Genomic DNA, 20852 nt, shown 5'->3' with positions numbered 1-20852 from the left:
CCACCGGTTCCGCGAGGACGTCGCGCTCATGTCGAGCCTCGGCCTCACCGCGTACCGGTTCTCGATCTCCTGGCCCCGGGTGCAGCCGACCGGGGAGCGGGGCTCCCACACCACCCGGTTGCGGTCGCGGACCGGCCCGGGCAGCGCCGTCAGGAAGCGCGACCGGTCCACCGGCGCGATCCCGTCCACCACCCACGGGACGAACAGCTCGGCGCCCGCCGCGCAGCGCAGGGCGGCCTCGTCGGCCAGCGCCCGCCACTGCCCGGACTCCAGCACCGACTCCGCCAGCGGCAGCACGGTCGCCTCCTCGTGCCGCAGATGCGCCTCCAGCGCGTCCCGCAGCGTCCGCACCGCCGCCACCGCGCCGCCGCCGCCACCGCTCGTGCCGGTGGCCAGTGCCGTGTCGACGGCGGCGATCAGCGGTCCGAGCCGGGCGCGCTCGGCGCGGATCTCCGCCAGCACCGCCAGCTCCGCCGGACGTCCGGCCACGGCGCGCTCCACGCGCGGCCACAGCGTCCGGTCCTCCAGATCGTGGTGCATGCGCAGCTGCTGGGCGAGGTTGTCCCAGCCCGCCCGCACATGCGCGGCCCCGCCCTTGCCCGCCGCCACCGCAGCCGCGAGCCGGTCCAGGTCCCGGCGGAAGGCGGTGTGCGCTGCGGACAGGAGGGTGCGGCACGTGGTGTCGCGCGTCGCGACCGCGAAAACTCCCATGCATATAAGAAGGTGTGGCGCCCGCGGACGTGACATCCCCGGGCGCCGAAGAGACGCACCTCACAGCCCCCGAAGCGCCCCCTCGGGGTGTCCGGAGGCGGGGCGGGGCGGGGCGGTCGTGGTCAGCGCGGCCCGGCCGCGGCCAGGACCTCCAGGTAGTGCGGGTTGGTCATCACGCCGAGCACGTTGCCGAACGGGTCGATGACCGACGCGGTCACGAACCCCGTGCCCGCGCCCCGCTCGGTGATCTTCTCGTGCTCGCGGGCGCCCATCGCCAGCAGCCGCTCCACGGCGGCCTCCAGGTCGTCCACGTGCCAGTACATGATCGCCCCTCCGGGCCCGGCCGCCGCGGGGCCGCCGGGCCGGAACCGGGCGTCGATCAGGCCCAGCTCGTGCTGGTAGTCCCCCACCCGGAACTCGTAGTAGCCGGCGCGGCCGCCGGGCCCGGGGACGCTGAAGTAGGGCTGGACGCCCAGCAGCTCGGCGTACCAGTCCTTGGCGGCCTCCAGGTCGTCGGCCCACAGGCTGATGGTGGCGAATCCGCGCAGCATGTCGCTCCTCCGTCCGAGACCTGGAACCTCCCGGCCTCGGTACCGACGCTAAACCCCCATTAGGTCATTGAACGTCCGCAAAGGACGGCAGGATGAGGAGCATGCGCGATCCCTCCGGGCGGCTGCTGCGGCTGCTGTCCCTGCTGCAGACGCCCCGCGAATGGCCCGGCTCCGAGCTCGCCGAACGGCTCGGCGTCACGCCCCGCACCATCCGCCGCGACGTCGACCGGCTCCGCGAACTCGGCTACCCCGTGCGGGCCGCGCGCGGCGCCGCCGGCGGGTACCGGCTCACCGCCGGCGCCGCCATGCCGCCGCTGCTGCTGGACGACGACGAGGCCACCGCCGTGGCGATCGCCCTGCGCACCGCCGCCGGCGGCGCCGTCGCCGGCATCGAGGACACCTCGCTGCGCGCGCTGGCCAAACTCGAGCAGGTCCTCCCGCACCGGCTGCGGCCCCGCGTCGCCGCGCTCACCGCGGCCGCCGTGGCCCTGCCGCCGCAGGACGGCGGCCCGCCGCCCGCCGACCCCGCCGTGCTGGCCCTGCTCGCCGCCGCCTGCGCCGCCCGCGAGCACGTCCGCTTCACCTACACCGCCGCCGGCGGCGAGGCCACCCGCCGGCTGGCGCAGCCGCACCGCCTGGTCGCCGCCGGCCGCCGCTGGTACCTGCTCGCCCACGACGAGGACCGCGGCGCCTGGCGCACCGCGTCGCGCTGCTGCCCGTGGACTACACCCTGCTCGACCCGCCCGAGCTGGCCGGGGAGCTGGCCGCCGTCGCCGCCCGCGTCGCGCACGCCGTGCGGGACTTCGGGCGCTAGCCGAGGGAGGTGTCGCCGAGCGACTCCAGCAGCGCGCGCAGCGCCCCGGCCAGCCGCGCCCGCTCGGCGGGGTCCAGCGCGGCCAGCAGCCGGTCCTCGTTGGCGGCGTGCTCGGCCACCAGCTCCTCCACGGTCTCCAGGCCGCGCGGCGTCAGCCGGATCCGCACCGACCGGCGGTCGCCGGTGTCGCGGACCCGCTCGACCAGGCCCTTGGCCTCCATCCGGTCGATCCGGTTGGTGATCGCTCCCGACGTCACCATCGCCGCGGTGAGCAGCTCCCCCGCCGTCAGCTCGTAGGGGGCGCCGTGCCGGCGCAGCGTCGCCAGGACGTCGAACTCCCAGCTCTCCAGTCCCCGCTCGGCGAAGAACCGCTTCAGCTCCCGGCCCAGCAGCAGCTGCGCCCGGGAGATCCGCCCGATGACGCCCATCGGGGACACGTCCACGTCGGGCCGCTCGCGCCCCCACTGCGCCAGGATCGCGTCCACCGCGTCCGCCACGGCCCCTCCCCGCATTCTCTCAACATTGAGATTATCAATGATGGAACATCCGCGCGCGGGTGGCCACAACCGGCACGCGCCCTCGACGGCCCCGGGCCGCGCCTGGGATAAACGAGACCGACCACCGCCAACCAGGTAATGGTGTAATCATGGAGAGCCTGTACGAGCACGCCGGCGGCGAGGAGGGCCTGCGCCGGTTCATCGGCCTGTTCTACGCCTCCCTCCTGGCCGACGACCTGCTCCAGCCGCTGTTCGGCGAGGGCCGCGCGTCCCACGTCGACCACCTCACAGCTTTCACCGCCGAGACCTTCGGCGGCCCCGACGCCTTCACCCGCGAGATGGGCGGCTTCGCGCACCTCATCGACGTCCACCGCCACCTGAAGATCACCGAGGACCAGCGCGTCCGGTTCGTCGAGCTGTACATGGCCGCCGCCGACGCCGCCGGGCTCCCCGCCGACGCCCCGTTCCGCCGGGCCCTGCGCGAGCACGTGGAGTTCGGCTCCGAGGTCGCCAGGCAGAACTCCAACGCCGAGACCGACGACGAACTGCACCCCCTGCGCGAGGTCCCCCACTGGGACTGGCCCGACCCCTGACCTCGCCTCTCAAGCGCCGCCGCGCACGCCGCGGTCGATGGCGTCGGCGTGCTCGGCGAGCCAGTCGATCTCCCGGTGCAGCCAGGACCCGGGCGCGGTGACGCGTCCGGCGCGCTCGTGCATGTCGCGTTCGGCCTCGACCCGGGCCACGATGCGCTGCCCGAAGCCGCGGCGGTCGACGTTGTCGAAGCCGTAGGCGTCGAGGAAGGTGCGCAGCAGCGACAGCTGATGCGCCAGCGGGGCGGCGATCTCCGCGCCGAGCAGCCACAGCCAGGCGGCGTAGGCGAGGTCGCGCACGCGCGGGCCGGGGGCGGCCTGGTCGAAGTCGAAGGCCAGGGCGGGCAGGCCCCCGGCGAAGGTGACGTTCAGCGGCGAGAAGTCGTTGTGGCACACCGTCTCCCGGCCGTGATCGTCGTCCTCCACCCTGCACCTGCCCCTCATCGCAAGCCGGAGCCGGGCGCGCGCGTGAGGCGGGCGGCCAGGTCCCTGGCCTGCTCGGGACGCGGGTTGGCGCCGGTCAGCACCGTCGCCATGCGATCGCCGGGGACCGCGCCCTCGGCGATCGCCGCCAGGCCCGCCGCCCCCGCCGGCTCCAGCACGATCCCGAGCGTGCGCGCCGCCAACTCCATCGCGGCGGAGATCGCCGCGTCGCTCACCAGCACGATCTCGTCCACCAGGGCGCGGGCCCGCCGCACCGAGGACTCCAGCGGGGTCCGCACCGCGATGCCGTCGGCGAAGGTGCGGGCCCTTCCGACCGACACCGCGCGGCCGGCGCGCAGGCTCTCCAGCATCGAGGGGGCGCCCTCGGCGTTGACCCCCACGATCCGGGTGCCGGGCGCGTGCTCCCTCATCCAGCGCGCCACACCGTTGATCAGCGCGCCGTCGCCGACCGGGAGGACGACGGCGTCCCAGCCCGCCCCGCCAGAGCCGCAGGTCAGTTCGAGCCCGATCGTCCCGGCGCCCTCGGCGATCGCCGCCTGGAACCCGTCCCGCAGGTGGACGCGGCCGGGACGGCGGCCGGCATGGGCGGCGGCCCGCCGCGCCGACGCGCCGTCGGGCCCGGCCGCGACGACCCGGGCGCCGAAGGTCTCCATCCGCTCCCGCTTGGCGGGGTTGACGGTCTCGGGCACGAACACCTCGACCGGCATCCCCCGGGCCCGCCCCGCGTAGGCGACGGCCTGCCCGAAGTTGCCCGAGCTGGCGCACACCACCGGCGTGCCGGGGACGAGCGTGCTCAGCACCAGGTCGGCGCCGCGGCCCTTGAAGCTGCGCACCGGGTTGGCCGTCTCCAGCTTCACCGTCACCGCGCGGCCGCCCAGCGCCCGGCACAGCTGCTCGTCGAGGTACTGCGGGGTGTTCAGGAACACCGGATCGATCACGTCCATGGCCTGCTCGATCCGCGCCACGTCCAGGTCCACGCCTGCCGCCCTTCACTCAGAGGCTGTGGGAGACTGGGGCGTTCGTCAGGCGGATGCGAAGACTGGAGCGGTCGGTGGGGGGTGTGCTGCGGGTCTCGCGGCCCAACGCGCGGTTCCAGCAGTGGGAGGCACTGCTGCGGAACCGGACAAAGCGGCAGCGGGCGGGAGAGTTCCTCGTCCAGGGCGTCCGGCCGATCACCCTGGCGGTGGAGCGCGGCTGGCCGGTGCGGGCGCTGATCTACGACGCCGAGCGGCCGCTGTCGCGGTGGGCCGAGGAGATGCTGGAGCGGGCCGGCGCCGAGCGGGTGGCGATGGCGCCCGCGCTGCTGCGGGAACTGAGCGGCAAGGAGCAGGACGTCCCCGAGCTGGTGGCGGTGGTGGCGCTGCCCGACGACGACCTGTCGCGGATCGCGGTGGGGCCCACGTTCCTCGGCGCTGTGTTCGACCGGCCGACCGGGCCCGGCAACATCGGCACGATGGTGCGGTCGCTGGACGCGTTCGGCGGCGCCGGGCTGATCGTCACCGGGCACGCCGCCGACCCCTACGACCCCAAGGCCGTGCGCGCCTCCACCGGGTCGCTGCTGGCGGTGCCGGTGGTCCGCACCCGCTCCCACCGCGAGGTCCTGGACTGGGTGGCGCGGGAACGGGCGGCCGGACGCCCCCTCACCGTGGTCGGCACCGACGAGAACGGCACCGCCGACATCGCCGAGGTCGACCTGACGGGCCCGGTGCTGCTGGTGATCGGCAACGAGACCGCCGGGCTCAGCGCGGGCTGGCGGGAGGGCTGCGACACGATGGCGCGGATCCCGATCGGCGGCGCGGCCAGCTCCCTCAACGCCGCCGGCGCCGCCACGGTCGCCCTGTACGAGGCCGTCCGCCAGCGCGGCCGCCAGCCCTAGCCTTCACCCCGGCTCTGGCTTTCACGCCGGCGGGGCCTGGTCGTCGCCGGCCGCCGGCGCGTCGGCGGGCCCTTCCTGATCGTCGGTGTCGCCGCGGACCGGTCCGGCCGCGGCCTCCGCGCGGACGGCGCGTTCACGTTGCGCCGCGGCGTCGGCGCGGGCGGCCGCCAGGTCGGTTTCGAGCCGGTCGCGCAGGGCCTGGCAGGAGGCGAGGGCCCGCTGCGCGGCGGCCTGTCCGGTGGCGGCCTCCTCGGCGGCGGCCCGCAGGTCCCGCTGCCGGGCCTCCAGCGCTTCGGCGCGGGCGGCGGCCTCGCGCCCGTGCCGCATCGCGTCGTCGCGCGCCTGCTCGGCGGCCTCGGCCCTGGTCTGCTGGTTGCGCGCCTCGCCCTGGGCGGCCGCCAGCGCCTCCCGCGCCGCTGCCAGGGCCGCGGTGGTGTGCGCCAGTTCGGTTTGGAGGGTCTGCGTCCGCTCGGTCTGGGCGCGAGCGGCGGCCTCGATGCGGGCGCGTTCCTGCTCGTGGGTCTCGCGCGCCTCGCGCAACTCGGCGGCCTTGGCGTCGCGGGCGGCCTCGGCGGCGGTTTGCGCTTCGCGGGCCGCGTCGCGGGCCTGCCGGTGCGCGGCGACCATCTCGGCGGTGTCGGCGCGCACCCGCTCCAGGTTGGCGCGGTCGCGGGCCGCGGCCTGCTCGGCGGCCCGCTGGGCTGCGCGGGCGGCCTCGGCGGCGGCGACCGCTTCCTCGCGCGCCTTGTCGGCGGCCAGGGCGCGGACGTCGGCGTCGGCTTCGGCCTGCGCCGCGGCGGTCGCCTCGGCCTCGGCCCGCCGCACCCGCGACAGTGCTCCTTCCTGGGCCGCGGCGAGGAACTCCTGCAGCTCGGCCAGTTGGCCCTGCAGGGCGCCGATGGCAACCGGCACCCGCTGGGCGAGCGCCTCGGCCTGGCGGAGCGGTTCGTCGACCGCGGCGGCGTCGGCCGCGCGCCGGTCCCGGCTGGCCTGGTCGGCGTGGGCCTTGCTGCAGTACTTGGCGGGCCGCCCCCGGCCGCGCACCGGAAGCGGTTCGGTGCAGCCGGCCAGCGCGCACTCCCCCGCCGACGCCGACTCTGAGGTCTCGACCTCCCCCCGGCCGTCCGCTTCTCCTTCTTGGGCGTCACCGGCGGGCGATCCGCCCTCTGCCAGATCCTCCGGAGCGGCCGGTGTCGTCGTGCCCGGTGATGGCTGTGCGGGCGGGGTGCCGTCGGTGCCGTTCGCGCTGCTCGTCTCGCTGCTCACCCGCCCAGCATAACGATCTTTTCGCTGGACGATTCGCGAAATGATTACCGCGACACGCGCAACGCGTAATCAAGACCACGTTGAGACTCCGGCATAATGACGGTTATCCTGGTGTGCATGATCAACAGCGGGCGCGGGCCCGAAGCCGTGGCGATGGCGGGCGCATGACCGCCGAACCGAAGCCGGCCCCGGAGGCGCCTCTGGAGGCGACGATGGTGCTGCCCGCGCAGGCGGGCCCACCCGTCCCCACACCGGTCCCGGAACAGGGAGTGGGGCAGGCCCTGGATCCGATCGGGCAGGCCGTCGCGCTGCTGCCCGCGCTGCCGCCCGACGATCCCGGCGACCGCTACGGCCTGCGGCTGCTGACCGCAGCCTGGCTGCGCGGCCAGCGCAGCGACGCCACCCGCCGCGGCTACTACCGCGACCTGGCCGGCTGGCTGGACTACTGCGCGCGCACCGGACTGGACCCGCGGACGGCACGGCGCGCCGACATCGACGACTGGTCGGCGTCCATGACCGTCACCGTCAACGGCCGGTCCCGACCGCCCAGCGCCGCCACCCACGCACGGCGCCTCGCGGCGGTGTCGTCCTGGTACACCTACCTGCAGTCCAACGACGTCACCGACCGCAACCCGACCCGGCTGGTCAGGCGGCCGAGCAGCGCGCAGATCGCCGCGTCCGCCCGCAAGGCCCCCACCCTCAGCCCCACCGAGACCGCACGGCTACTCGACACCGCGGAGGGCCGCGCCGCCGCACTGGGCACCGAGGCGGCCTGGCGCGACGCGGCCGTGATCGCGCTGCTGTTCTACACCGCGCTACGCGTCTCGGCGATCACCGGCGCCGACCTTGCGGACCTGGACACCGAGGCCGGATACCGGGTGCTGCGATACCGCGCCAAGGGCAAGGGACCCGACGGCCGCGACTACGTCCGCCTGGACGGCGAACTCTGCCGCGTCCTGGACGCCTACCTCGCCGTCCGCGCCGGACGGCACCCGGACGGCGTCCGCCCGCCCGGGCCGCTGCTGGTCACCACCCCGCACCCCTACGACCGGGCCAAGTCCGGCGGCAAGCGCCTCACCCAGCGCGACGTCACCAACATCCTGCGCCGGTCGGCTCGGTCGGCCGGGCTGCCGAACGCGTCCCGGCTCAGCCCGCACAGCGGCCGCCGCACCGTCATCACCACCCTGCTCGGCAACGACGTCCCGCTCGCCAAGGTCCAGGACCTGGCCGGGCACGCCGACCCCCGCACCACCCGCGGCTACGACGACACCAACCACAAGCTCGCCTCCTCCCCCGTCACCGACCTCACCCGCATCCTCGCCGGACACCGCACCCCCAGCACCAAAGATCAGTGAGCGCCCCCTCCGGGCGACGCAGCTCAGTGTCGGTGTTCAGCGAGTCCTCCCGCCGCATCAGGCCGGCAGCGGTTGGTCGTCGGCCGACTGCAACCAAGTCCGGTGGGACGGGGTTTCCAGGGCGTCGCTGGTTGAGAGGAGCGGGGTGACGACCATGGGGCCTTCGGTGGAAGACCCGCACGTGTCAGGTGATGCGTGGGCGGTGATGGAGAAGTTCTACGCGGCTGAGGCGGCGTATGTCGCTGCGGGCGGGTACGGCAGGGCGAGCTACGAGCGGGCTGCCGATTGCCTTGATCCGGAGGTGGTGCTGCATCAGGCTCCGGGCCTGCCGTTCACGGGAACCGGGACGTGGCGGGGCCGAGACGGCATGGAGCGGTTCCTGGCCCGGTTCAGTGAGGTCTGGGAGTCGATGGACTTTCTGGACCAGCAGCACTGGGGCGATGGGGACACCTTGGTCGTGCGCAACCGGGTCCGGTTCCGTGCCCGGGCCACCGGCCGCGAGGTGGAAACGTTGATCTTGCAGCTGATCACGGTCAAGGACGGGCGCATGCTCGAATGTCGTCCCTTCTATTGGGATCCGGCTGCCATCGCCGAAGCCTGTGGCTGGACGGGCCCGCAATGGGAGGGCGAGGATCCGGCGGAGTGATCAGCCGGTCGCGGCGATCCCGGTGGCGTCGGCGGCCTCGAGTTGGCGGACCATGTCGTCCACTCGATCCGCCTTCCCAACATCGTCGTCACTGTGCCGACGGCACCCAGGCGAGGCAACTCATTAACTCCCTGGAGGACGCCCGCCGTGGCGGGCCCCTGGGACCCACATCGCCACGACGCTGGCCGTGACGAGGTGCGGGACGTGGTCGACGCCGCTCCCGACCGGAGGCTGGTCGAGATCGCGGGCAACCACAACGTGCCGATGACACAGCCCGCCGGCCTGGCCGCGATCATCGTCGACCTGGTGCGCCGCCTCCCCCGGCCCGCGAGTTCCTGACACCGGGCAAGCCCCGGCACTGGAAAGGACACAGAAATGCAGCACCACCAGTCGGTTCGGGAGTTCTCGGTCGCGGATGCGAAGGCCGGCCCTACGGCATCGTGACCGGGCCCGATGGCGCGTTGTGGCTCACCTTGGTCCACGGCGGCGAGATCGCCCGCCTGACCGTCGAGGGTGAGCTCAGCCGGTATCCCGCAGGTGCCGCGGAGGGCAGACCGAGCATCATCACCGCGGGTCAGGGCGGGGCGCTGTGGTTCACCCTCAACCAGGCCAACGCCGTCGGTCGTATCGGTCTCGACGGCGAAGTGGCCCTGCACAGGCTGCCCACCGCTGACGCCGCACCCGTGGGCATCACGCACGGCGCCGACGACGCGGTGTGGTTTGTGGAGATCGCCGCGGGGCAGATCGGCAGGCTCGGTGCGGACGGCTCGATCCGGGAGTTCCCGCTCCCCGATCGGGGTGCCAAACCCCACGCCATCACCGCGGCGCCCTCCGGAGAGTGCTGGTTCACCGAGTGGGGTGCGAACCGTGTTGGACGCATCGCCCCCGCCGGTGTGATCACCGAATACGACCTGCCCACCCCGGCATCGGAACCCCACGGCATCACGGTGGGCCCGGACGGCGCCCTGTGGACTGCCCTGGAAACCAGAGCAGTCGCCCGGCTGGCCCCATGACTCGCCCCTTTCGGCCCATCCCGGCCGGGCACCCGGCTCCGGCACGCCCTAGGTGGCCCGGCTAGGGGCCGGGCCACCAGGACACAGGGATCAGGCCGAGGAGCCCGTGCGGGTCCCGGGCGCGGCGGTCACGGTGCTGCGTCGGCGGGTGCTCTGGCCGCCTGCTGCGCCGCGGTCGGCTGCTTGGGTCCGCGGGGCAGCAGCGCCATCAGCGCCAGCAGGACGGCGGCGGCCGGCGCCCCCCAGAACAGGACGTCGGGAATGGCGGCCGTGGTCGCCTCCGGGCCCGGGGCCCGGCCCTGCGTCTCCCGGGCCAGCAGGGTTCCGAAGACCGAGACGCCGAGCGACAGGCCCAGCCCGCGCACGGACACCGCGGCGGAGGTCGTGGCGGCCAGGTCCGCGGCCGAGACGGCGTTCTGCGCGACGACCACAAGGTTCTGCATCAGCAGCCCGAACCCGAAGCCCAGCACCGCGATCTCCACGGCCAGCACGGCGTAGGGGGTGCCGGGGGTGAGGCGGCTCAGCAGCACGAACCCCAGTACCGCGATCGCCGAGCCGGTGAGCAGGTAGGGCTTGTAGCGGCCGCTCGCGCCGATGCGGGCGCCGGCGAGGGAGGAGACCGCCATGAACGTCAGGACGTAGGGGTTGAGTGCCAGGCCCGCCTCGGTGGCTCCCATCCCGTACGCGGCCTGAAGGTAGGTGGGCAGGTAGACGATCGAGCCGCCGAGCAGCGCGCCCAACAGCGCGGTGGCGGGGAGCACGACGCGCAGGACGGGGTCGGCGAACAGCCGCAGCGGCAGCAGCGGGTTGGACGCGCGGCCTTCCCACCACGCGAACAGCACCGCCAGCGCCGCCACCGCGCCGATCAGCGCGAGGATCGTCCCGGACGTCCAGCCGTGGGTGCGGCCGCCCCATTCGGCGACCAGCAGCAGGCTCACCACCGCGCCCGCGATCAGCGCGGCGCCGGGCAGGTCGACTCTGCCGCCGCCGCCCGGTCTGGGCAGCCGCAGGGCGAGCGCGGTGGCCGCCATGGCGAGCAGGCCGAGCGGCAGGTTGACGTAGAAGATCCAGCGCCAGCCCCAGGCGTCGGTGATCGCGCCGCCGGCGAGCGGGCCGCCCACGCTGGCCAGTGCGAAGACGCCGCCGGTGAAGCCCTGGACCCTGCCGCGCAGCCGCCGCGGGTACAGCTCCGACAGCGCGATCGTGGGCAGCACGAACAGCGCTCCGGCGCCGATGCCCTGGAAGGTCCTCGCGGCGATCAGCTGGGGGGTGGTCTGGGCCAGGCCGCACAGCGCGGAGCCCGCGATGAAGGCGGCGACGGCGGTGAGGAACACCGGGTGCCGCCCGAAGCGGTCGCTGACGCGGCCGTAGAGCGCGCCGGTCGCGGTCGAGGCCAGTACGTAGGAGGTGACGATCCAGCCGATGGAGTCCATGCCGCCCAGGTCGGCGGCGATGTCGGGCAGGGCGATGGCCACCACGGTCTGGTCCAGGACCGACAGCAGCATGCCGATCAGCAGGCCGGCCGTGGCGAGCGGCACGTTCCCGCCGCGCTTGTCCGGGGCGGCGGAGGCGGTCTTGTCGGGTTCCGCGGACACCACGGTTCAGCCCCTCGCCCGCGCGAGCGGGTCCGGCAGGCCGAAGTCGGCGCTGAGCAGGTCCTGGTCGAGGACGGCCGCGGCGACGGTGCCGCTCGCCGCCGCGGCGATGACCGCGGCCATCGGCATCGGCACGCTGGCCCGCCGCGCCATGTCACCGGCCGCGTACACGCCGGGGACGCTGGTGCGGGCGAACTCGTCGACCTCCACGCACCCGTCGGCGAAGGACGCGCAGCCCAGGCGTTCGGCGAGGTCGGAGCGCTGGCGCGGCACGCTGACGACGAACACCGCCTCCCGGGCCAGGGACGTGCCGTCGCCGAAGACGATCTGCTCCAGGCGGCCGTCGGTGCCCTCCAGCCGGGCGACGGGTTCGCAGCGCACGGCGACGCCGTGCTTGCGCAGCGTGGCCTGCGCCGCCGGGTCGAGCGGCTCGCCGCCGGTGCACAGGGCGACGTGGCCGGCGAAGCGGCTCAGCTGCAGCGCCAGCCGCACGCGGGCGGGTTGCGCGCCGAGCACGGCGACCTGCTTGCCGGTGCATTCGTAGCCGTGGCAGTAGGGGCAGTGGAACGCCGAACGGCCCCACATCTCCTCGGCGCCGCGCGGGCCGGGGACGTCGTCGGCCAGGCCGGTGGCCAGCAGGAGGCGCCGCGCGGACGCGGTCCCGCCGCCGGACAGCTCCAGGTGGAAGCCGAGCCCGTCGAGCGGGCGGACGTCGGTGACGGTCCCCGTCCCGGTCCGCACGGCCGGGTAGGCGGCCAGTTCCTCGCGGCCGAGGCGGCGCAGCTCCGCGGGGGGCGTGCCGTCCCGGGTGAGGAAGTTGTGCACGTTGTCGGCGGCGGCGTTGCGGCCCTTCCCTCCGTCGATCAGCAGCACGGGCCGGTGGACCCGGCCGAGGGCCAGCGCGGCGGCCGCACCGGCCGGGCCCCCGCCCACGATGGCGACGTCGAACATGTCCTGCCTCCATTGATCGGTCGTCCCTTGACGTGCGGCCGATTCTGCAAGTTAATGTCAACATGAAGTCAAGTGACTCGATGCGGATCGGGGAGCTCGCCGAGCAGTTCGGCCTCGCCGCGCACGTCCTGCGCCACTGGGAGGCGATGGGGCTGCTGACCCCGGCGGCCCGGGTCAACGGCCGCCGCCGCTACACCCGCGACCACGTCGTCCGCGTGATGACGATCATCCGCGCGAAGGCGGCGGGGATGAGCCTGGAGCAGATCCGCGACGTCCTCACCGTCTCGGGACGGGACGAGCGGCGGGCGCTGCTGGAGCGGCACCACGCGGAGCTGGAGCGCCGCCTTCACGAGATCGCGGCCTCCAAGGCGCTCATCGAGCACCTCATGCGGTGCGGAGCCGACGACTTCACCCAGTGCCCCGACTACCGGCGCCTCGCCGAGAGCGCGGTCGTGCCGCAGCACCTCCATGAGGACGGCTGCGTGGTCGCGGACGCCGCCCCCGCCGCCGGCGAGGCCCGCTGACCGGCGGCGCTTCCCGGGGCGTCCCGGGAGCAGGGCCGGCTCGGGGACTGCCGGCCGGGAGGCGGTGCGGCCGCGGCGGGACGGTCGGCCCGCCGCGGCCGCGGTCCCGCTAGTCCCCGGCCAGCACGGTGAAGGTGAACCCGGTGCTCGTCGGGCGGCGCAGCGGGGTCTCGGACTTGATCCGGCGCCGGACCTCGTTCCTGCTGAGGCCGAGCCCGTGCGCGATGAGCCGTTCCGGCCGCACCGGCACGGGATCGTCGAAGGCGACCCGCACCTGGACCGGCCACGCCCGGTCGGGCCGTTCCGGCGGGGTGTGCAGGCGCCAGGCGCCCGTCCAGTCCAGGGTGAAGCGGTTGCGGCGGGCGAGCAGCGGGTCCAGCAGCCTGGACGCCACCAGCCCCGGATCGTTGGCGCGGTAGCCGTCCAGGTCGGCGGCGGCGAGGGAACCGACCGGGACCCGCTCGTGCACGGTGAGCTTGATCGTGCGGTCGCAGGTCACGCAGCGGACCAGCAGCCACACGTCCAGCAGCCTGCCGTTGGCGTTGACGCGGAACCTGCCCTCGCCGGTGGTGGCCGTTTCCGACCCGCAGCCGGGGCACCGCAGCGACAGCAGCGGCAGCCTGGTCCGGCGGACGACCCAGGGCAGCACGGTATGAGGTTGTGAAGACATGGACTCTCTTGACCTGACACGAGGCCGATTGCGCGCGGCCTCGGACGCTGTAGCGGCCGGGCGCGCGAGGGCAGCCCGGCGGAACCGACGGCAGCGTCGGCTACAGGTGAGCGGAAGAAGGTGTCAGGTCTAAAGAGCAGGCGGGGTCACGCGGTGTCGTCCTCTGTCCTCACGGAGATGGGCCGCAGGCAACCTACGGGCCAGCGGACGGGACGCTCAACCGGTTTTCCCGCTGGGGCTCGGCCGGGGCCGCCCGGCCCCGGCGGAGCGTCTAGGCGTCGGCTCGGCGCCGGTGAGTTCGTAGCCCGCCTCCTCGACCGCGGCGCGCACGTCGGCGGTGTCGAGCGGCCCGTCGCTGGTCACGGTGACGCGGCCGGCGCCGACGTCCACCGTCACGGCGGTGACGCCGGCGATGCGCTCGATCTCCTCGGTGACGGCGTCGGCGCAGTGCCCGCAGGCCATGCCGGCGACGGTGTAGCCGCCGGTCACGCCGGCGCCTCCTGGTCGGCGGGGACGGAGCGGGTGAGCATGTGCGCCGCGCGCATCCGCCCGTCGTCGGCGAACCGGCCGAAGAAGCAGACCTCGATCCGCAGGTCCTTGCCGCGCTGGCGGACGTGCAGGGTGTAGCGGGCGGCGATCCGGTCGCCGTCGGCGATGGCGTCGTGCACCTCGACCCGGCCGTCGGGCCGGTTCTTGCGGACGGGCCGGGTGTGGGCGATGAGCTTGTCGCGGTCCATCCGGTGGCCGTCGGCGACCTGGACGATGTCGGGGGTGTGGTAGCGGTCGACGATCGCGGCCGGATCGTCGTCGCCGTCCAGCAGGTCCCGGGTGAAGGAGGTGAAGAAGTCGGCGATGAACCGCTCCGGGTCGGTGCCGGCGAGTGCGCGCATGATGCTCCGCTGGTCGAGGATCGTTAACTCTTACGCGCTGTAAGATATATATCGGCCATTAATTCTGACAAGGTGTAAGAGATGACTTCCTCCCCGGCTCCCCGCCGCCGCGCCGACGCACGCCGCAGCAGGGCCGCCATCCTGGACGCCGCCGTACGGCTCCTGGACGAGCGGCCCGACGCGAGCCTGGAGGCGATCGCCGCCGCGGCGGGCGTGACCCGCCAGACCGTCTACGCCCACTTCTCCTCGCGCGAGCAGCTGCTGCTGGGCGTCGTCGAGCGGATCACCGAGGAGGTCGCCGCCGCGATGGACGCCGCCGGCCCCGACGACGGGCCGGCCGCCGACGCCCTGCTGCGCGTGCTCGACGCCGCCGAGCGCGCGGCCCGCCGCTCCCCCGCGCTGCTGCGGCGGATCGGCGAGCTGCCGGTCGGCGCGCAGGCCGACCGCGACCGGCACGCGCCGATCACCGACCGGATCGCGCGGGTGGTCGAGCGGGGCCGGCGCAGCGGGGAGTTCGACGACCGGCTCCCGCTGGACTGGCTGGTCTCGGTCACCGTCCGGCTCGCCCACGCCGCCGGCGAGGAGCGCGCGGCCGGGCGGATGTCGGACCGGGACGCCGGGCACGCCCTTCACACCAGCGTGCTGCGGGTGCTCACCGCGGCCGTCCCGGAGCCGCCGCGGTGAGGAGAAGCCGCCCGGCGGTCACCGGGTCCTGAGGGGCCTGGTCACCTGCTTCTCCAGGCACGACGGCATGCCGACCGGCATCCCCGCCACCGTGCCCGGCACCGCACCCGCCGCCGGGCCTGGCACCGTGCCTGAAGTACCCGGCGTGTGCGCCGCGCGGCGCCGGTAGGCGCTGGGCGGCATCCCGACCAGTTCGGTGAAGCGGGTGCTGAAGGTCCCCAGGGAGGAGCAGCCGACGGCGAAGCACACCTCGGTGACGCTGAGGTCGCCGCGGCGCAGCAGCGCCATCGCCCGCTCGATCCGCCGCGTCATCAGGTACCCGTAGGGCGACTCGCCGTAGGCGAGGCGGAACTGGCGGCTGAGGTGCCCGGCGGACATGTGGACGCCGCGGGCGAGCGCCTCGACGTCCAGCGGCTCCGCGTACTCGCGGTCGATCCGGTCGCGGACCCGGCGCAGCCGCGCCAGGTCGCGCAGGCGCTGCGCCGGATCGGTACTGCTGCTCACCTGGGAAATCCTGCCACACGGCCCCCTGCGCGAGGCCCGCCCCGGTCAGCCAGCCCGGTCAGTCGGCGACGTAGGCGGCCAGGTGCCGGCCGGTGAGGGTGGAGCGGTCGGCGACCAGGTCGGCGGGCGTGCCCTGGAACACGATCCGGCCGCCGTCGTGGCCGGCGCCGGGACCGAGGTCGATGATCCAGTCGGCGTGCGCCATGACGGCCTGGTGGTGCTCGATGACGATGACGGACTTGCCGGAGTCGACGAGCCGGTCGAGGAGGCCGAGGAGCTGCTCGACGTCGGCGAGGTGCAGCCCGGTGGTCGGCTCGTCCAGGACGTAGACGCCGCCCTTGTCGCCCATGTGGGTGGCGAGCTTGAGGCGCTGCCGCTCGCCGCCCGACAGGGTGGTGAGCGGCTGGCCGAGCCGCAGGTAGCCGAGCCCGACGTCGGCCATCCGCTGCAGGATCTTGTGGGCGGCGGGGATCCGCGCGTCGCCGGCGCCGAAGAACTCCTCGGCCTCGGTCACCGGCATCGCCAGCACCTCGGCGATGTCGCGGCCGCCGAGGTGGTGCTCCAGCACCGCCGCCTGGAACCGCTTGCCCTCGCACTCCTCGCAGGTGGTGGCGACGCCCGCCATCATCGCCAGGTCGGTGTAGACGACGCCGGCGCCCTTGCAGTTGGGGCAGGCGCCCTCGGAGTTGGCGCTGAACAGCGCCGGCTTGACCCCGTTGGCCTTGGCGAACGCCTTGCGGATCGGGTCGAGCAGCCCGGTGTAGGTGGCCGGGTTGCTGCGCCGCGACCCCTTGATGGGGGCCTGGTCGACGGTCACCACCCCGTCCCGGCCGGTCACCGACCCGTTGATCAGCGAGCTCTTGCCCGACCCGGCGACGCCGGTGACGACGACGAGCACGCCGAGGGGGATGTCGACGTCGACGTCCTGCAGGTTGTGGGTGGCGGCGCCGCGGATCTCCAGCGCGCCGGACGGGGTGCGCACCGCCGGTTTGAGGGCGGCGCGGTCGTCCAGGTGCCGGCCGGTGAGGGTGCCGCTGGCGCGCAGGCCCTGGACGGTCCCCTCGAACATCACCTCGCCGCCCTCGGTGCCGGCGCGCGGGCCGAGGTCGACGACGTGGTCGGCGACCGCGATCGCCTCCGGCTTGTGCTCGACGACCAGGACGGTGTTGCCCTTGTCGCGCAGCTGCAGCAGCATGCCGTTCATCCGCTGGATGTCGTGGGGGTGCAGCCCGATCGTCGGCTCGTCGAAGACGTAGGTGACGTCGGTGAGCGAGGACCCGAGGTGGCGGATCATCTTGGTGCGCTGCGCCTCGCCGCCCGACAGGGTGCCGGACGGGCGTTCGAGGCTGAGGTAGCCGAGCCCGATCTCCACGAACGAGTCGAGGGTGTGCTGCAGCGTGGTCAGCAGCGGCGCGACCGACGGCTCGTCCAGCTCCCGCACCCACTCGGCGAGGTCGCTGATCTGCATCGCGCAGGCGTCGGCGATGCTGATCCCCTTGATCTTGGACGAGCGGGCGGCCTCGGTGAGCCGGGTGCCGCCGCAGTCGGGGCAGGCGGTGAAGGTGATCGCCCGGTCGACGAACGCGCGGATGTGCGGCTGCATCGCCTCCCGGTCCTTGGCGAGGAACGACTTGCGGATCCGCGGGATGAGGCCCTCGTAGGTGACGTTGATGCCGTCGACCTTGATCTTGGTCGTGTCCTTGTGGAGGAGGTCGTGCAGCTCCTCGCCGGTGAACTCGCGGATCGGCTTGTCGGGGTCGAAGAACCCCGACCCCATGAAGATGCGGCCGTACCAGCCGTCCATGCTGTAGCCGGGGATGGTGAGCGCGCCCTCGCGCAGCGACTTGGAGTCGTCGTACAGCGCGGTCAGGTCGAAGTCGGTGACGGCGCCGCGGCCCTCGCAGCGCGGGCACATGCCGCCGGTGACGGTGAAGGTGCGCTTCTCCTTCACGGTCTTGCCGCCGCGTTCGACGGTGACGGCGCCGGCGCCGCTGAGGGAGGCGATGTTGAAGGAGAACGCCTTGGCCGTTCCGATGTAGGGCTTGCCGAGGCGGCTGAACAGGATGCGCAGCATCGCGTTGGCGTCGGTGGCGGTGCCGACGGTGGAGCGGGGGTCGGAGCCCATCCGCTGCTGGTCGACGATGATCGCGGTGGTCAGCCCTTCGAGGACGTCGACCTCGGGCCGCGCCAGCGTCGGCATGAAGCCCTGCACGAAGGTGCTGTAGGTCTCGTTGATCAGCCGCTGCGACTCGGCGGCGATGGTGTTGAACACCAGTGAGCTCTTGCCCGATCCGGACACCCCGGTGAACACCGTCAGCCGCCGCTTGGGGATCTCGATGCTGACGTCCTTGAGGTTGTTCTCGCGCGCCCCGTGCACGCGGATCAGGTCGTGGCTGTCGGCGGCGTGCGCCGCCGGAGGCTGGGCGTCCGTCGTCGTGGCCTTGCTCATCGTGTCTCCATCTGGTTGGCGGGGCCGCGTCCGCGTTCCCCCGTCGGTCGCCCGGCTCGATCAGGCCGGCGCAAAGGATATGCCGGTCCGGCCTGCCGCCACGCTATCCGCGGCCACCGACAAACCGCTTCTCGATTCCTGACCGGCCGGCCGGGACAGGCCGGTCCCGCCCGGCCCCGGCCGTCCTCGGGAGGGGCGGTCACCGACTTTGGTCGGTGCCGCCGCCGGGCGGGCCGCGGCTAGCCTGTGCCCGGTGGACGAGGTGACGTTCGGGCAGGTGGGCGCCGGCCCGCGGCCGGGCAGGGCGGCCGGGGCCGTGATCGTGGTCGCGGTGTCGGCCGTGCTGACCGCCCTGACGCTGTGGGGGCGGCCGGGGACCGGCGGGAGCTTCGCGGTGGACGCGGCGGTCGGCGCGGTGTCGTGCCTGGCGGCGCCGCTGCTGCTGTGGCGGCCGGTGCCGGCCGCGCTGGCGCTGGGCGTCCTCGCGGTGCTGTCCCCGGCGGCGACGCCGGCGGCGAGCATGGGGGTGCTGCAGGTCGCGCAGTGGCGCCCGTTCCCGGTGGCGGCGGCGGTCGGCGCGGCGGGGGTCGCCGCGCACGTCGCGCAGGGGTGGTGGCGGCCGAGCGGTGGGATCTCCTTCGGCTGGTGGGTGCTGCTGGTCGCGCTCGCCTACGGCGCGCTGGTCGGCTGGGGCGCGCTGGCGCGGGCGCGGCGGGCGCTGCTGGAGTCGCTGCGCGAGCGGGCCCGCCGCGCCGAGGCCGAGCAGGGCCGCCGGGTCGCCGAGGCGCGGATGGCCGAGCGGACCCGGATCGCGCGGGAGATGCACGACGTCCTCGCGCACCGGCTGTCGCTGCTGGCCACCTACGCGGGCGCGCTGGAGTACCGGCCGGACGCGCCGCCGGACAAGCTCGCGCAGGCCGCCGGGGTGGTCCGGGCCGGGGTGCACCAGGCCTTGGAGGAGCTCCGCGAGGTGATCCTGCTGCTGCGCACCGACCAGCCCGACGGGGACGGGTCGGACGGCGGGGAGGGCCGGCCGCAGCCCGCGCTGGCCGACGTGCCCCGGCTGCTGGAGGAGTCGCGGGCCGCCGGCGGGCGGGTGGAGCTGCGCGACGGGGTCGCCGACGCGGCGGACGCCCCGCCTGCGGCGGGCCGCGCCGCCTACCGGGTGGTGCAGGAGGCGCTGACCAACGCCCGCAAGCACGCGCCGGGCCTGCCGGTGCGGGTGGTCCTGGAGGGCGGTCCGGGCGCGGGCCTTCTCGTCGACGTCCGCAACCCGCTGGCGCAGGACGGCGCCGTCCCGCCGCCGGGCAGCGGGACGGGCCTGGTCGGGCTGACCGAGCGGGTCCGGCTGGCGGGCGGGCGCCTGGACCACGAGGCCGCCGCGGGCGAGTTCCGGCTGCGCGCCCGGCTACCATGGCCGGCGTGACCCGCCCCCTGCGCGTGCTGATCGTGGACGACGACGCGCTCGTCCGCGCCGGGCTGTCGATGATGCTGGACGGGGCGGGCGGCCTCACCGTCGCCGGCGAGGCCGCCGACGGCGCCGAGGTGCCCGCGGCCGCCGACGCGCACGCCCCCGACGTCGTCCTGATGGACCTGCGGATGCCGCAGGTGGACGGCATCACCGCGACGCGGCGGCTGCGGGCCCGGCCGAACCCGCCCGAGGTCATCGTGCTGACCACGTTCGACTCCGACGAGGACATCCTGCGCGCGCTGCGCGCCGGCGCCGGCGGGTTCCTGCTGAAGGACACCCCGCCCGGCGCGATCGTCGACGCGGTGCAGCGGGTCGCCGCCGGCGACCCGATCCTGTCGCCGAGCGTCACCCGCCGCCTGATGGACCGCGCCGCGACCGAGGCGGGCGCGCACCAGCGGGCCCGCGCGGCGCTCGCCCGGCTCAGCCCCCGCGAGAACGAGGTGGCGCTGGAGGTCGCGCGGGGCCGCTCCAACGCCGACATCGCGGCGGAGCTGTTCATGAGCGTGGCGACGGTGAAGGCGCACGTGTCGAGCGTGCTGACCAAGCTGGACCTGGACAACCGCACCCAGGTCGCGCTGCTGGTCCACGACGCCGGCCTCGTCTGACCCGTCCCCCGCGCACCTCCCGGTCGCCGGGCCGGCGGGGACGGTTCGGGCCGCGGCGAAACGTCCGGGGCCCACGGTGGAGCCATGGACACCTCCACGACCGGCACCGCCGGCCGTCCCGGCGCAGGCGGCGCGGGTCCGGCGCCCCGCCGCGGCCCGGCGCTGGCGGTCCTGTGCGCCGGGATGTTCCTGGTGCTGCTGGACGTGACGATCGTCAACGTCGCGCTGCCCGGCATCGGCCGGGCCCTGGGCACCGGCCTGCCGGGGCTGCAGGGCGTCGTGGACGGCTACGCGGTCGCGATCGCGGGGCTGCTGCCGGCGGGCGGCGCGCTCGGCGACCGGATCGGGCGCCGCCGGATGACGCTCGCCGGGTTCGCGCTGTTCGGCGCCGCGTCGCTGGCGTGCGGGGCCGCGCCGGGCGCCGGGCCGCTGATCGCGGCGCGCGCCGTGCAGGGCGCGGGCGCGGCGCTGCTGCTGCCCGGCAGCCTCGCCCTGGTCACCGCGCTGTATCCGGGGGCCGCCGAGCAGGCGCGGGCGCTCGGGGCGTGGGCGGGGATCTCCTCCACGGCGCTGCCGGCGGGGCCGCTGTTGGGCGGGCTGCTGGTCGACACGGCCGGGTGGCGGTGGATCTTCCTGCTGAACGTGCCGGCCGCGGCGGCGGCGATCGCCGGGGTCCGCGCGCTCGTCCGCGAACCCGGCCGGGGCGCGCGGGCCCGGGCGCCGCTGGACCGCGCCGGGATGGCGCT

22 protein-coding genes and 4 pseudogenes are annotated in these 20852 nt (G+C 74.8%); 13 read left to right on the top strand and 13 right to left on the bottom strand.

The genetic code is table 11. From position 1 onward, the window contains the following. Positions 1-94: pseudogene (locus AB0K34_RS40035) on the top strand (family 1 glycosylhydrolase); the annotation flags it as partial. A 200-nt stretch (positions 95-294) separates the two neighbouring features. Here the strand turns inward: AB0K34_RS40035 and AB0K34_RS40030 are convergent. Next, a pseudogene (locus tag AB0K34_RS40030) lies at positions 295-711 on the bottom strand (hemerythrin domain-containing protein); the annotation flags it as partial. Between the two features lie 122 nt (positions 712-833). Then, the gene (locus AB0K34_RS40025; RefSeq protein WP_138635744.1) at positions 834-1262 is read right to left on the bottom strand and encodes a VOC family protein; all 429 of its coding nucleotides are present in this window, start codon (positions 1260-1262) and stop codon (positions 834-836) included. Positions 1263-1363: 101 nt separating this feature from the next. On the opposite strand from AB0K34_RS40025, the pseudogene AB0K34_RS40020 reads away from it, so the two are divergent. Continuing rightward, positions 1364-1963, top strand: a pseudogene (locus tag AB0K34_RS40020) (HTH domain-containing protein); the annotation flags it as partial. A gap of 109 nt (positions 1964-2072) precedes the next feature. On the opposite strand, the gene AB0K34_RS40015 reads toward AB0K34_RS40020, so the two are convergent. After that, positions 2073-2573 (bottom strand): MarR family transcriptional regulator, encoded by a 501-nt coding sequence (locus tag AB0K34_RS40015; protein WP_138635742.1) that lies wholly within the window; start codon positions 2571-2573, stop codon positions 2073-2075. A gap of 149 nt (positions 2574-2722) precedes the next feature. Here AB0K34_RS40015 and AB0K34_RS40010 point away from each other — a divergent pair, with 149 nt between their 5' ends. After that, entirely contained in the window at positions 2723-3166 is a 444-nt protein-coding gene (locus AB0K34_RS40010; RefSeq protein WP_138635741.1) for a globin, read from the top strand. A gap of 9 nt (positions 3167-3175) precedes the next feature. Here AB0K34_RS40010 and AB0K34_RS40005 read toward each other — a convergent pair whose 3' ends face one another. Together AB0K34_RS40005 and AB0K34_RS40000 are read right to left on the bottom strand one after the other, a co-directional pair. Further along, positions 3176-3589 (bottom strand): phosphotransferase, encoded by a 414-nt coding sequence (locus AB0K34_RS40005; RefSeq protein ID WP_205719166.1) that lies wholly within the window; start codon positions 3587-3589, stop codon positions 3176-3178. Positions 3590-3603: 14 nt separating this feature from the next. Beyond that, positions 3604-4584 carry a pyridoxal-phosphate dependent enzyme gene (locus AB0K34_RS40000; protein ID WP_138635740.1) on the bottom strand — a complete coding sequence of 327 codons (981 nt, stop codon included), beginning with the start codon at positions 4582-4584 and terminating at the stop codon, positions 3604-3606. A gap of 74 nt (positions 4585-4658) precedes the next feature. On the opposite strand from AB0K34_RS40000, the gene AB0K34_RS39995 reads away from it, so the two are divergent. After that, the gene (locus tag AB0K34_RS39995) at positions 4659-5483 is read left to right on the top strand and encodes a TrmH family RNA methyltransferase (protein ID WP_240807386.1); all 825 of its coding nucleotides are present in this window, start codon (positions 4659-4661) and stop codon (positions 5481-5483) included. Positions 5484-5504: 21 nt separating this feature from the next. On the opposite strand, the gene AB0K34_RS39990 is transcribed toward AB0K34_RS39995, so the two are convergent. Beyond that, positions 5505-6749, bottom strand: coding sequence for a hypothetical protein (locus AB0K34_RS39990; RefSeq protein WP_138635738.1), 1245 nt, complete (start codon positions 6747-6749; stop codon positions 5505-5507). A gap of 164 nt (positions 6750-6913) precedes the next feature. Here AB0K34_RS39990 and AB0K34_RS39985 point away from each other — a divergent pair, with 164 nt between their 5' ends. The 4 genes from AB0K34_RS39985 to AB0K34_RS39970 all read left to right on the top strand — a co-directional run bounded on the left by AB0K34_RS39985 (position 6914) and on the right by AB0K34_RS39970 (position 9763). Further along, positions 6914-8104: a tyrosine-type recombinase/integrase gene (locus AB0K34_RS39985; RefSeq protein ID WP_301176323.1), complete on the top strand. Its 1191-nt coding sequence runs from the start codon at positions 6914-6916 to the stop codon at positions 8102-8104. 154 nt (positions 8105-8258) lie between these two features. Further along, positions 8259-8750, top strand: a complete 492-nt coding sequence (locus tag AB0K34_RS39980) for a nuclear transport factor 2 family protein (RefSeq protein WP_301176352.1) — start codon at positions 8259-8261, stop codon at positions 8748-8750. Positions 8751-8954: 204 nt separating this feature from the next. Further along, positions 8955-9089 carry a hypothetical protein gene (locus AB0K34_RS39975; protein ID WP_274704637.1) on the top strand — a complete coding sequence of 45 codons (135 nt, stop codon included), beginning with the start codon at positions 8955-8957 and terminating at the stop codon, positions 9087-9089. A 101-nt stretch (positions 9090-9190) separates the two neighbouring features. Continuing rightward, the gene (locus AB0K34_RS39970; protein ID WP_301176324.1) at positions 9191-9763 is read left to right on the top strand and encodes a hypothetical protein; all 573 of its coding nucleotides are present in this window, start codon (positions 9191-9193) and stop codon (positions 9761-9763) included. 128 nt (positions 9764-9891) lie between these two features. Here the strand turns inward: AB0K34_RS39970 and AB0K34_RS39965 are convergent, their stop codons facing one another. Both AB0K34_RS39965 and AB0K34_RS39960 read right to left on the bottom strand, forming a co-directional pair. Continuing rightward, positions 9892-11361: an MDR family MFS transporter gene (locus AB0K34_RS39965; RefSeq protein ID WP_301176325.1), complete on the bottom strand. Its 1470-nt coding sequence runs from the start codon at positions 11359-11361 to the stop codon at positions 9892-9894. Positions 11362-11364: 3 nt separating this feature from the next. Continuing rightward, a complete protein-coding gene (locus AB0K34_RS39960) occupies positions 11365-12309 on the bottom strand; it encodes an NAD(P)/FAD-dependent oxidoreductase (protein WP_301176326.1) in 945 nt (314 codons plus the stop codon). Positions 12310-12371: 62 nt separating this feature from the next. Between AB0K34_RS39960 and AB0K34_RS39955 the strand changes: the two genes are divergently transcribed. Continuing rightward, positions 12372-12833: a MerR family transcriptional regulator gene (locus tag AB0K34_RS39955; RefSeq protein WP_301176327.1), complete on the top strand. Its 462-nt coding sequence runs from the start codon at positions 12372-12374 to the stop codon at positions 12831-12833. 109 nt (positions 12834-12942) lie between these two features. Here AB0K34_RS39955 and AB0K34_RS39950 read toward each other — a convergent pair whose 3' ends face one another. From AB0K34_RS39950 to AB0K34_RS39940, 3 genes and pseudogenes are all read right to left on the bottom strand, one after another. Further along, positions 12943-13482, bottom strand: a complete 540-nt coding sequence (locus AB0K34_RS39950) for a DUF1062 domain-containing protein (RefSeq protein ID WP_240808038.1) — start codon at positions 13480-13482, stop codon at positions 12943-12945. A 309-nt stretch (positions 13483-13791) separates the two neighbouring features. Further along, positions 13792-13965: pseudogene (locus AB0K34_RS39945) on the bottom strand (heavy-metal-associated domain-containing protein); the annotation flags it as partial. A 23-nt stretch (positions 13966-13988) separates the two neighbouring features. Beyond that, a complete protein-coding gene (locus AB0K34_RS39940) occupies positions 13989-14393 on the bottom strand; it encodes a nuclear transport factor 2 family protein (protein ID WP_138638495.1) in 405 nt (134 codons plus the stop codon). Positions 14394-14474: 81 nt separating this feature from the next. Here AB0K34_RS39940 and AB0K34_RS39935 point away from each other — a divergent pair, with 81 nt between their 5' ends. Further along, positions 14475-15077 carry a TetR/AcrR family transcriptional regulator gene (locus tag AB0K34_RS39935; protein ID WP_301176328.1) on the top strand — a complete coding sequence of 201 codons (603 nt, stop codon included), beginning with the start codon at positions 14475-14477 and terminating at the stop codon, positions 15075-15077. Between the two features lie 18 nt (positions 15078-15095). Here the strand turns inward: AB0K34_RS39935 and AB0K34_RS39930 are convergent, their stop codons facing one another. Both AB0K34_RS39930 and AB0K34_RS39925 read right to left on the bottom strand, forming a co-directional pair. Further along, a complete protein-coding gene (locus AB0K34_RS39930) occupies positions 15096-15581 on the bottom strand; it encodes a helix-turn-helix transcriptional regulator (RefSeq protein WP_301176329.1) in 486 nt (161 codons plus the stop codon). Positions 15582-15639: 58 nt separating this feature from the next. Further along, positions 15640-18030, bottom strand: a complete 2391-nt coding sequence (locus AB0K34_RS39925; RefSeq protein ID WP_301176330.1) for an excinuclease ABC subunit UvrA — start codon at positions 18028-18030, stop codon at positions 15640-15642. Between the two features lie 253 nt (positions 18031-18283). Here AB0K34_RS39925 and AB0K34_RS39920 point away from each other — a divergent pair, with 253 nt between their 5' ends. The 3 genes from AB0K34_RS39920 to AB0K34_RS39910 all read left to right on the top strand — a co-directional run. Beyond that, positions 18284-19456 (top strand): histidine kinase, encoded by a 1173-nt coding sequence (locus AB0K34_RS39920; RefSeq protein WP_364553904.1) that lies wholly within the window; start codon positions 18284-18286, stop codon positions 19454-19456. Further along, positions 19444-20106, top strand: a complete 663-nt coding sequence (locus AB0K34_RS39915; protein WP_138638500.1) for a response regulator transcription factor — start codon at positions 19444-19446, stop codon at positions 20104-20106. The genes AB0K34_RS39920 and AB0K34_RS39915 overlap by 13 nt, the downstream gene beginning before the upstream one ends. Before the next feature lie 84 nt (positions 20107-20190). Then, a partial coding sequence (locus AB0K34_RS39910) for an MFS transporter (RefSeq protein ID WP_364553902.1) occupies positions 20191-20852 on the top strand: 662 nt, incomplete at its 3' end.

This window comes from Actinomadura sp. NPDC049382 (genome assembly GCF_040677125.1).
GTDB classification, from domain to species: domain Bacteria; phylum Actinomycetota; class Actinomycetes; order Streptosporangiales; family Streptosporangiaceae; genus Spirillospora; species Spirillospora geliboluensis.
Note: the sequence above shows the minus strand (reverse complement) of the source record. Positions and strands in the feature narration are given on the sequence as shown.

Coding starts and splice junctions, on each gene's coding strand:
- AB0K34_RS40025 (WP_138635744.1), bottom strand. CDS start 1,262: ATGCTGCGCGGATTCGCCACCATCAGCCTGTGGGCCGACGACCTGGAG.
- AB0K34_RS39985 (WP_301176323.1), top strand. CDS start 6,914: ATGACCGCCGAACCGAAGCCGGCCCCGGAGGCGCCTCTGGAGGCGACG.
- AB0K34_RS39940 (WP_138638495.1), bottom strand. CDS start 14,393: ATGCGCGCACTCGCCGGCACCGACCCGGAGCGGTTCATCGCCGACTTC.
- AB0K34_RS39915 (WP_138638500.1), top strand. CDS start 19,444: ATGGCCGGCGTGACCCGCCCCCTGCGCGTGCTGATCGTGGACGACGAC.
- AB0K34_RS39955 (WP_301176327.1), top strand. CDS start 12,372: ATGAAGTCAAGTGACTCGATGCGGATCGGGGAGCTCGCCGAGCAGTTC.
- AB0K34_RS39960 (WP_301176326.1), bottom strand. CDS start 12,309: ATGTTCGACGTCGCCATCGTGGGCGGGGGCCCGGCCGGTGCGGCCGCC.
- AB0K34_RS39925 (WP_301176330.1), bottom strand. CDS start 18,030: ATGAGCAAGGCCACGACGACGGACGCCCAGCCTCCGGCGGCGCACGCC.
- AB0K34_RS40010 (WP_138635741.1), top strand. CDS start 2,723: ATGGAGAGCCTGTACGAGCACGCCGGCGGCGAGGAGGGCCTGCGCCGG.
- AB0K34_RS39935 (WP_301176328.1), top strand. CDS start 14,475: ATGACTTCCTCCCCGGCTCCCCGCCGCCGCGCCGACGCACGCCGCAGC.
- AB0K34_RS39980 (WP_301176352.1), top strand. CDS start 8,259: ATGGGGCCTTCGGTGGAAGACCCGCACGTGTCAGGTGATGCGTGGGCG.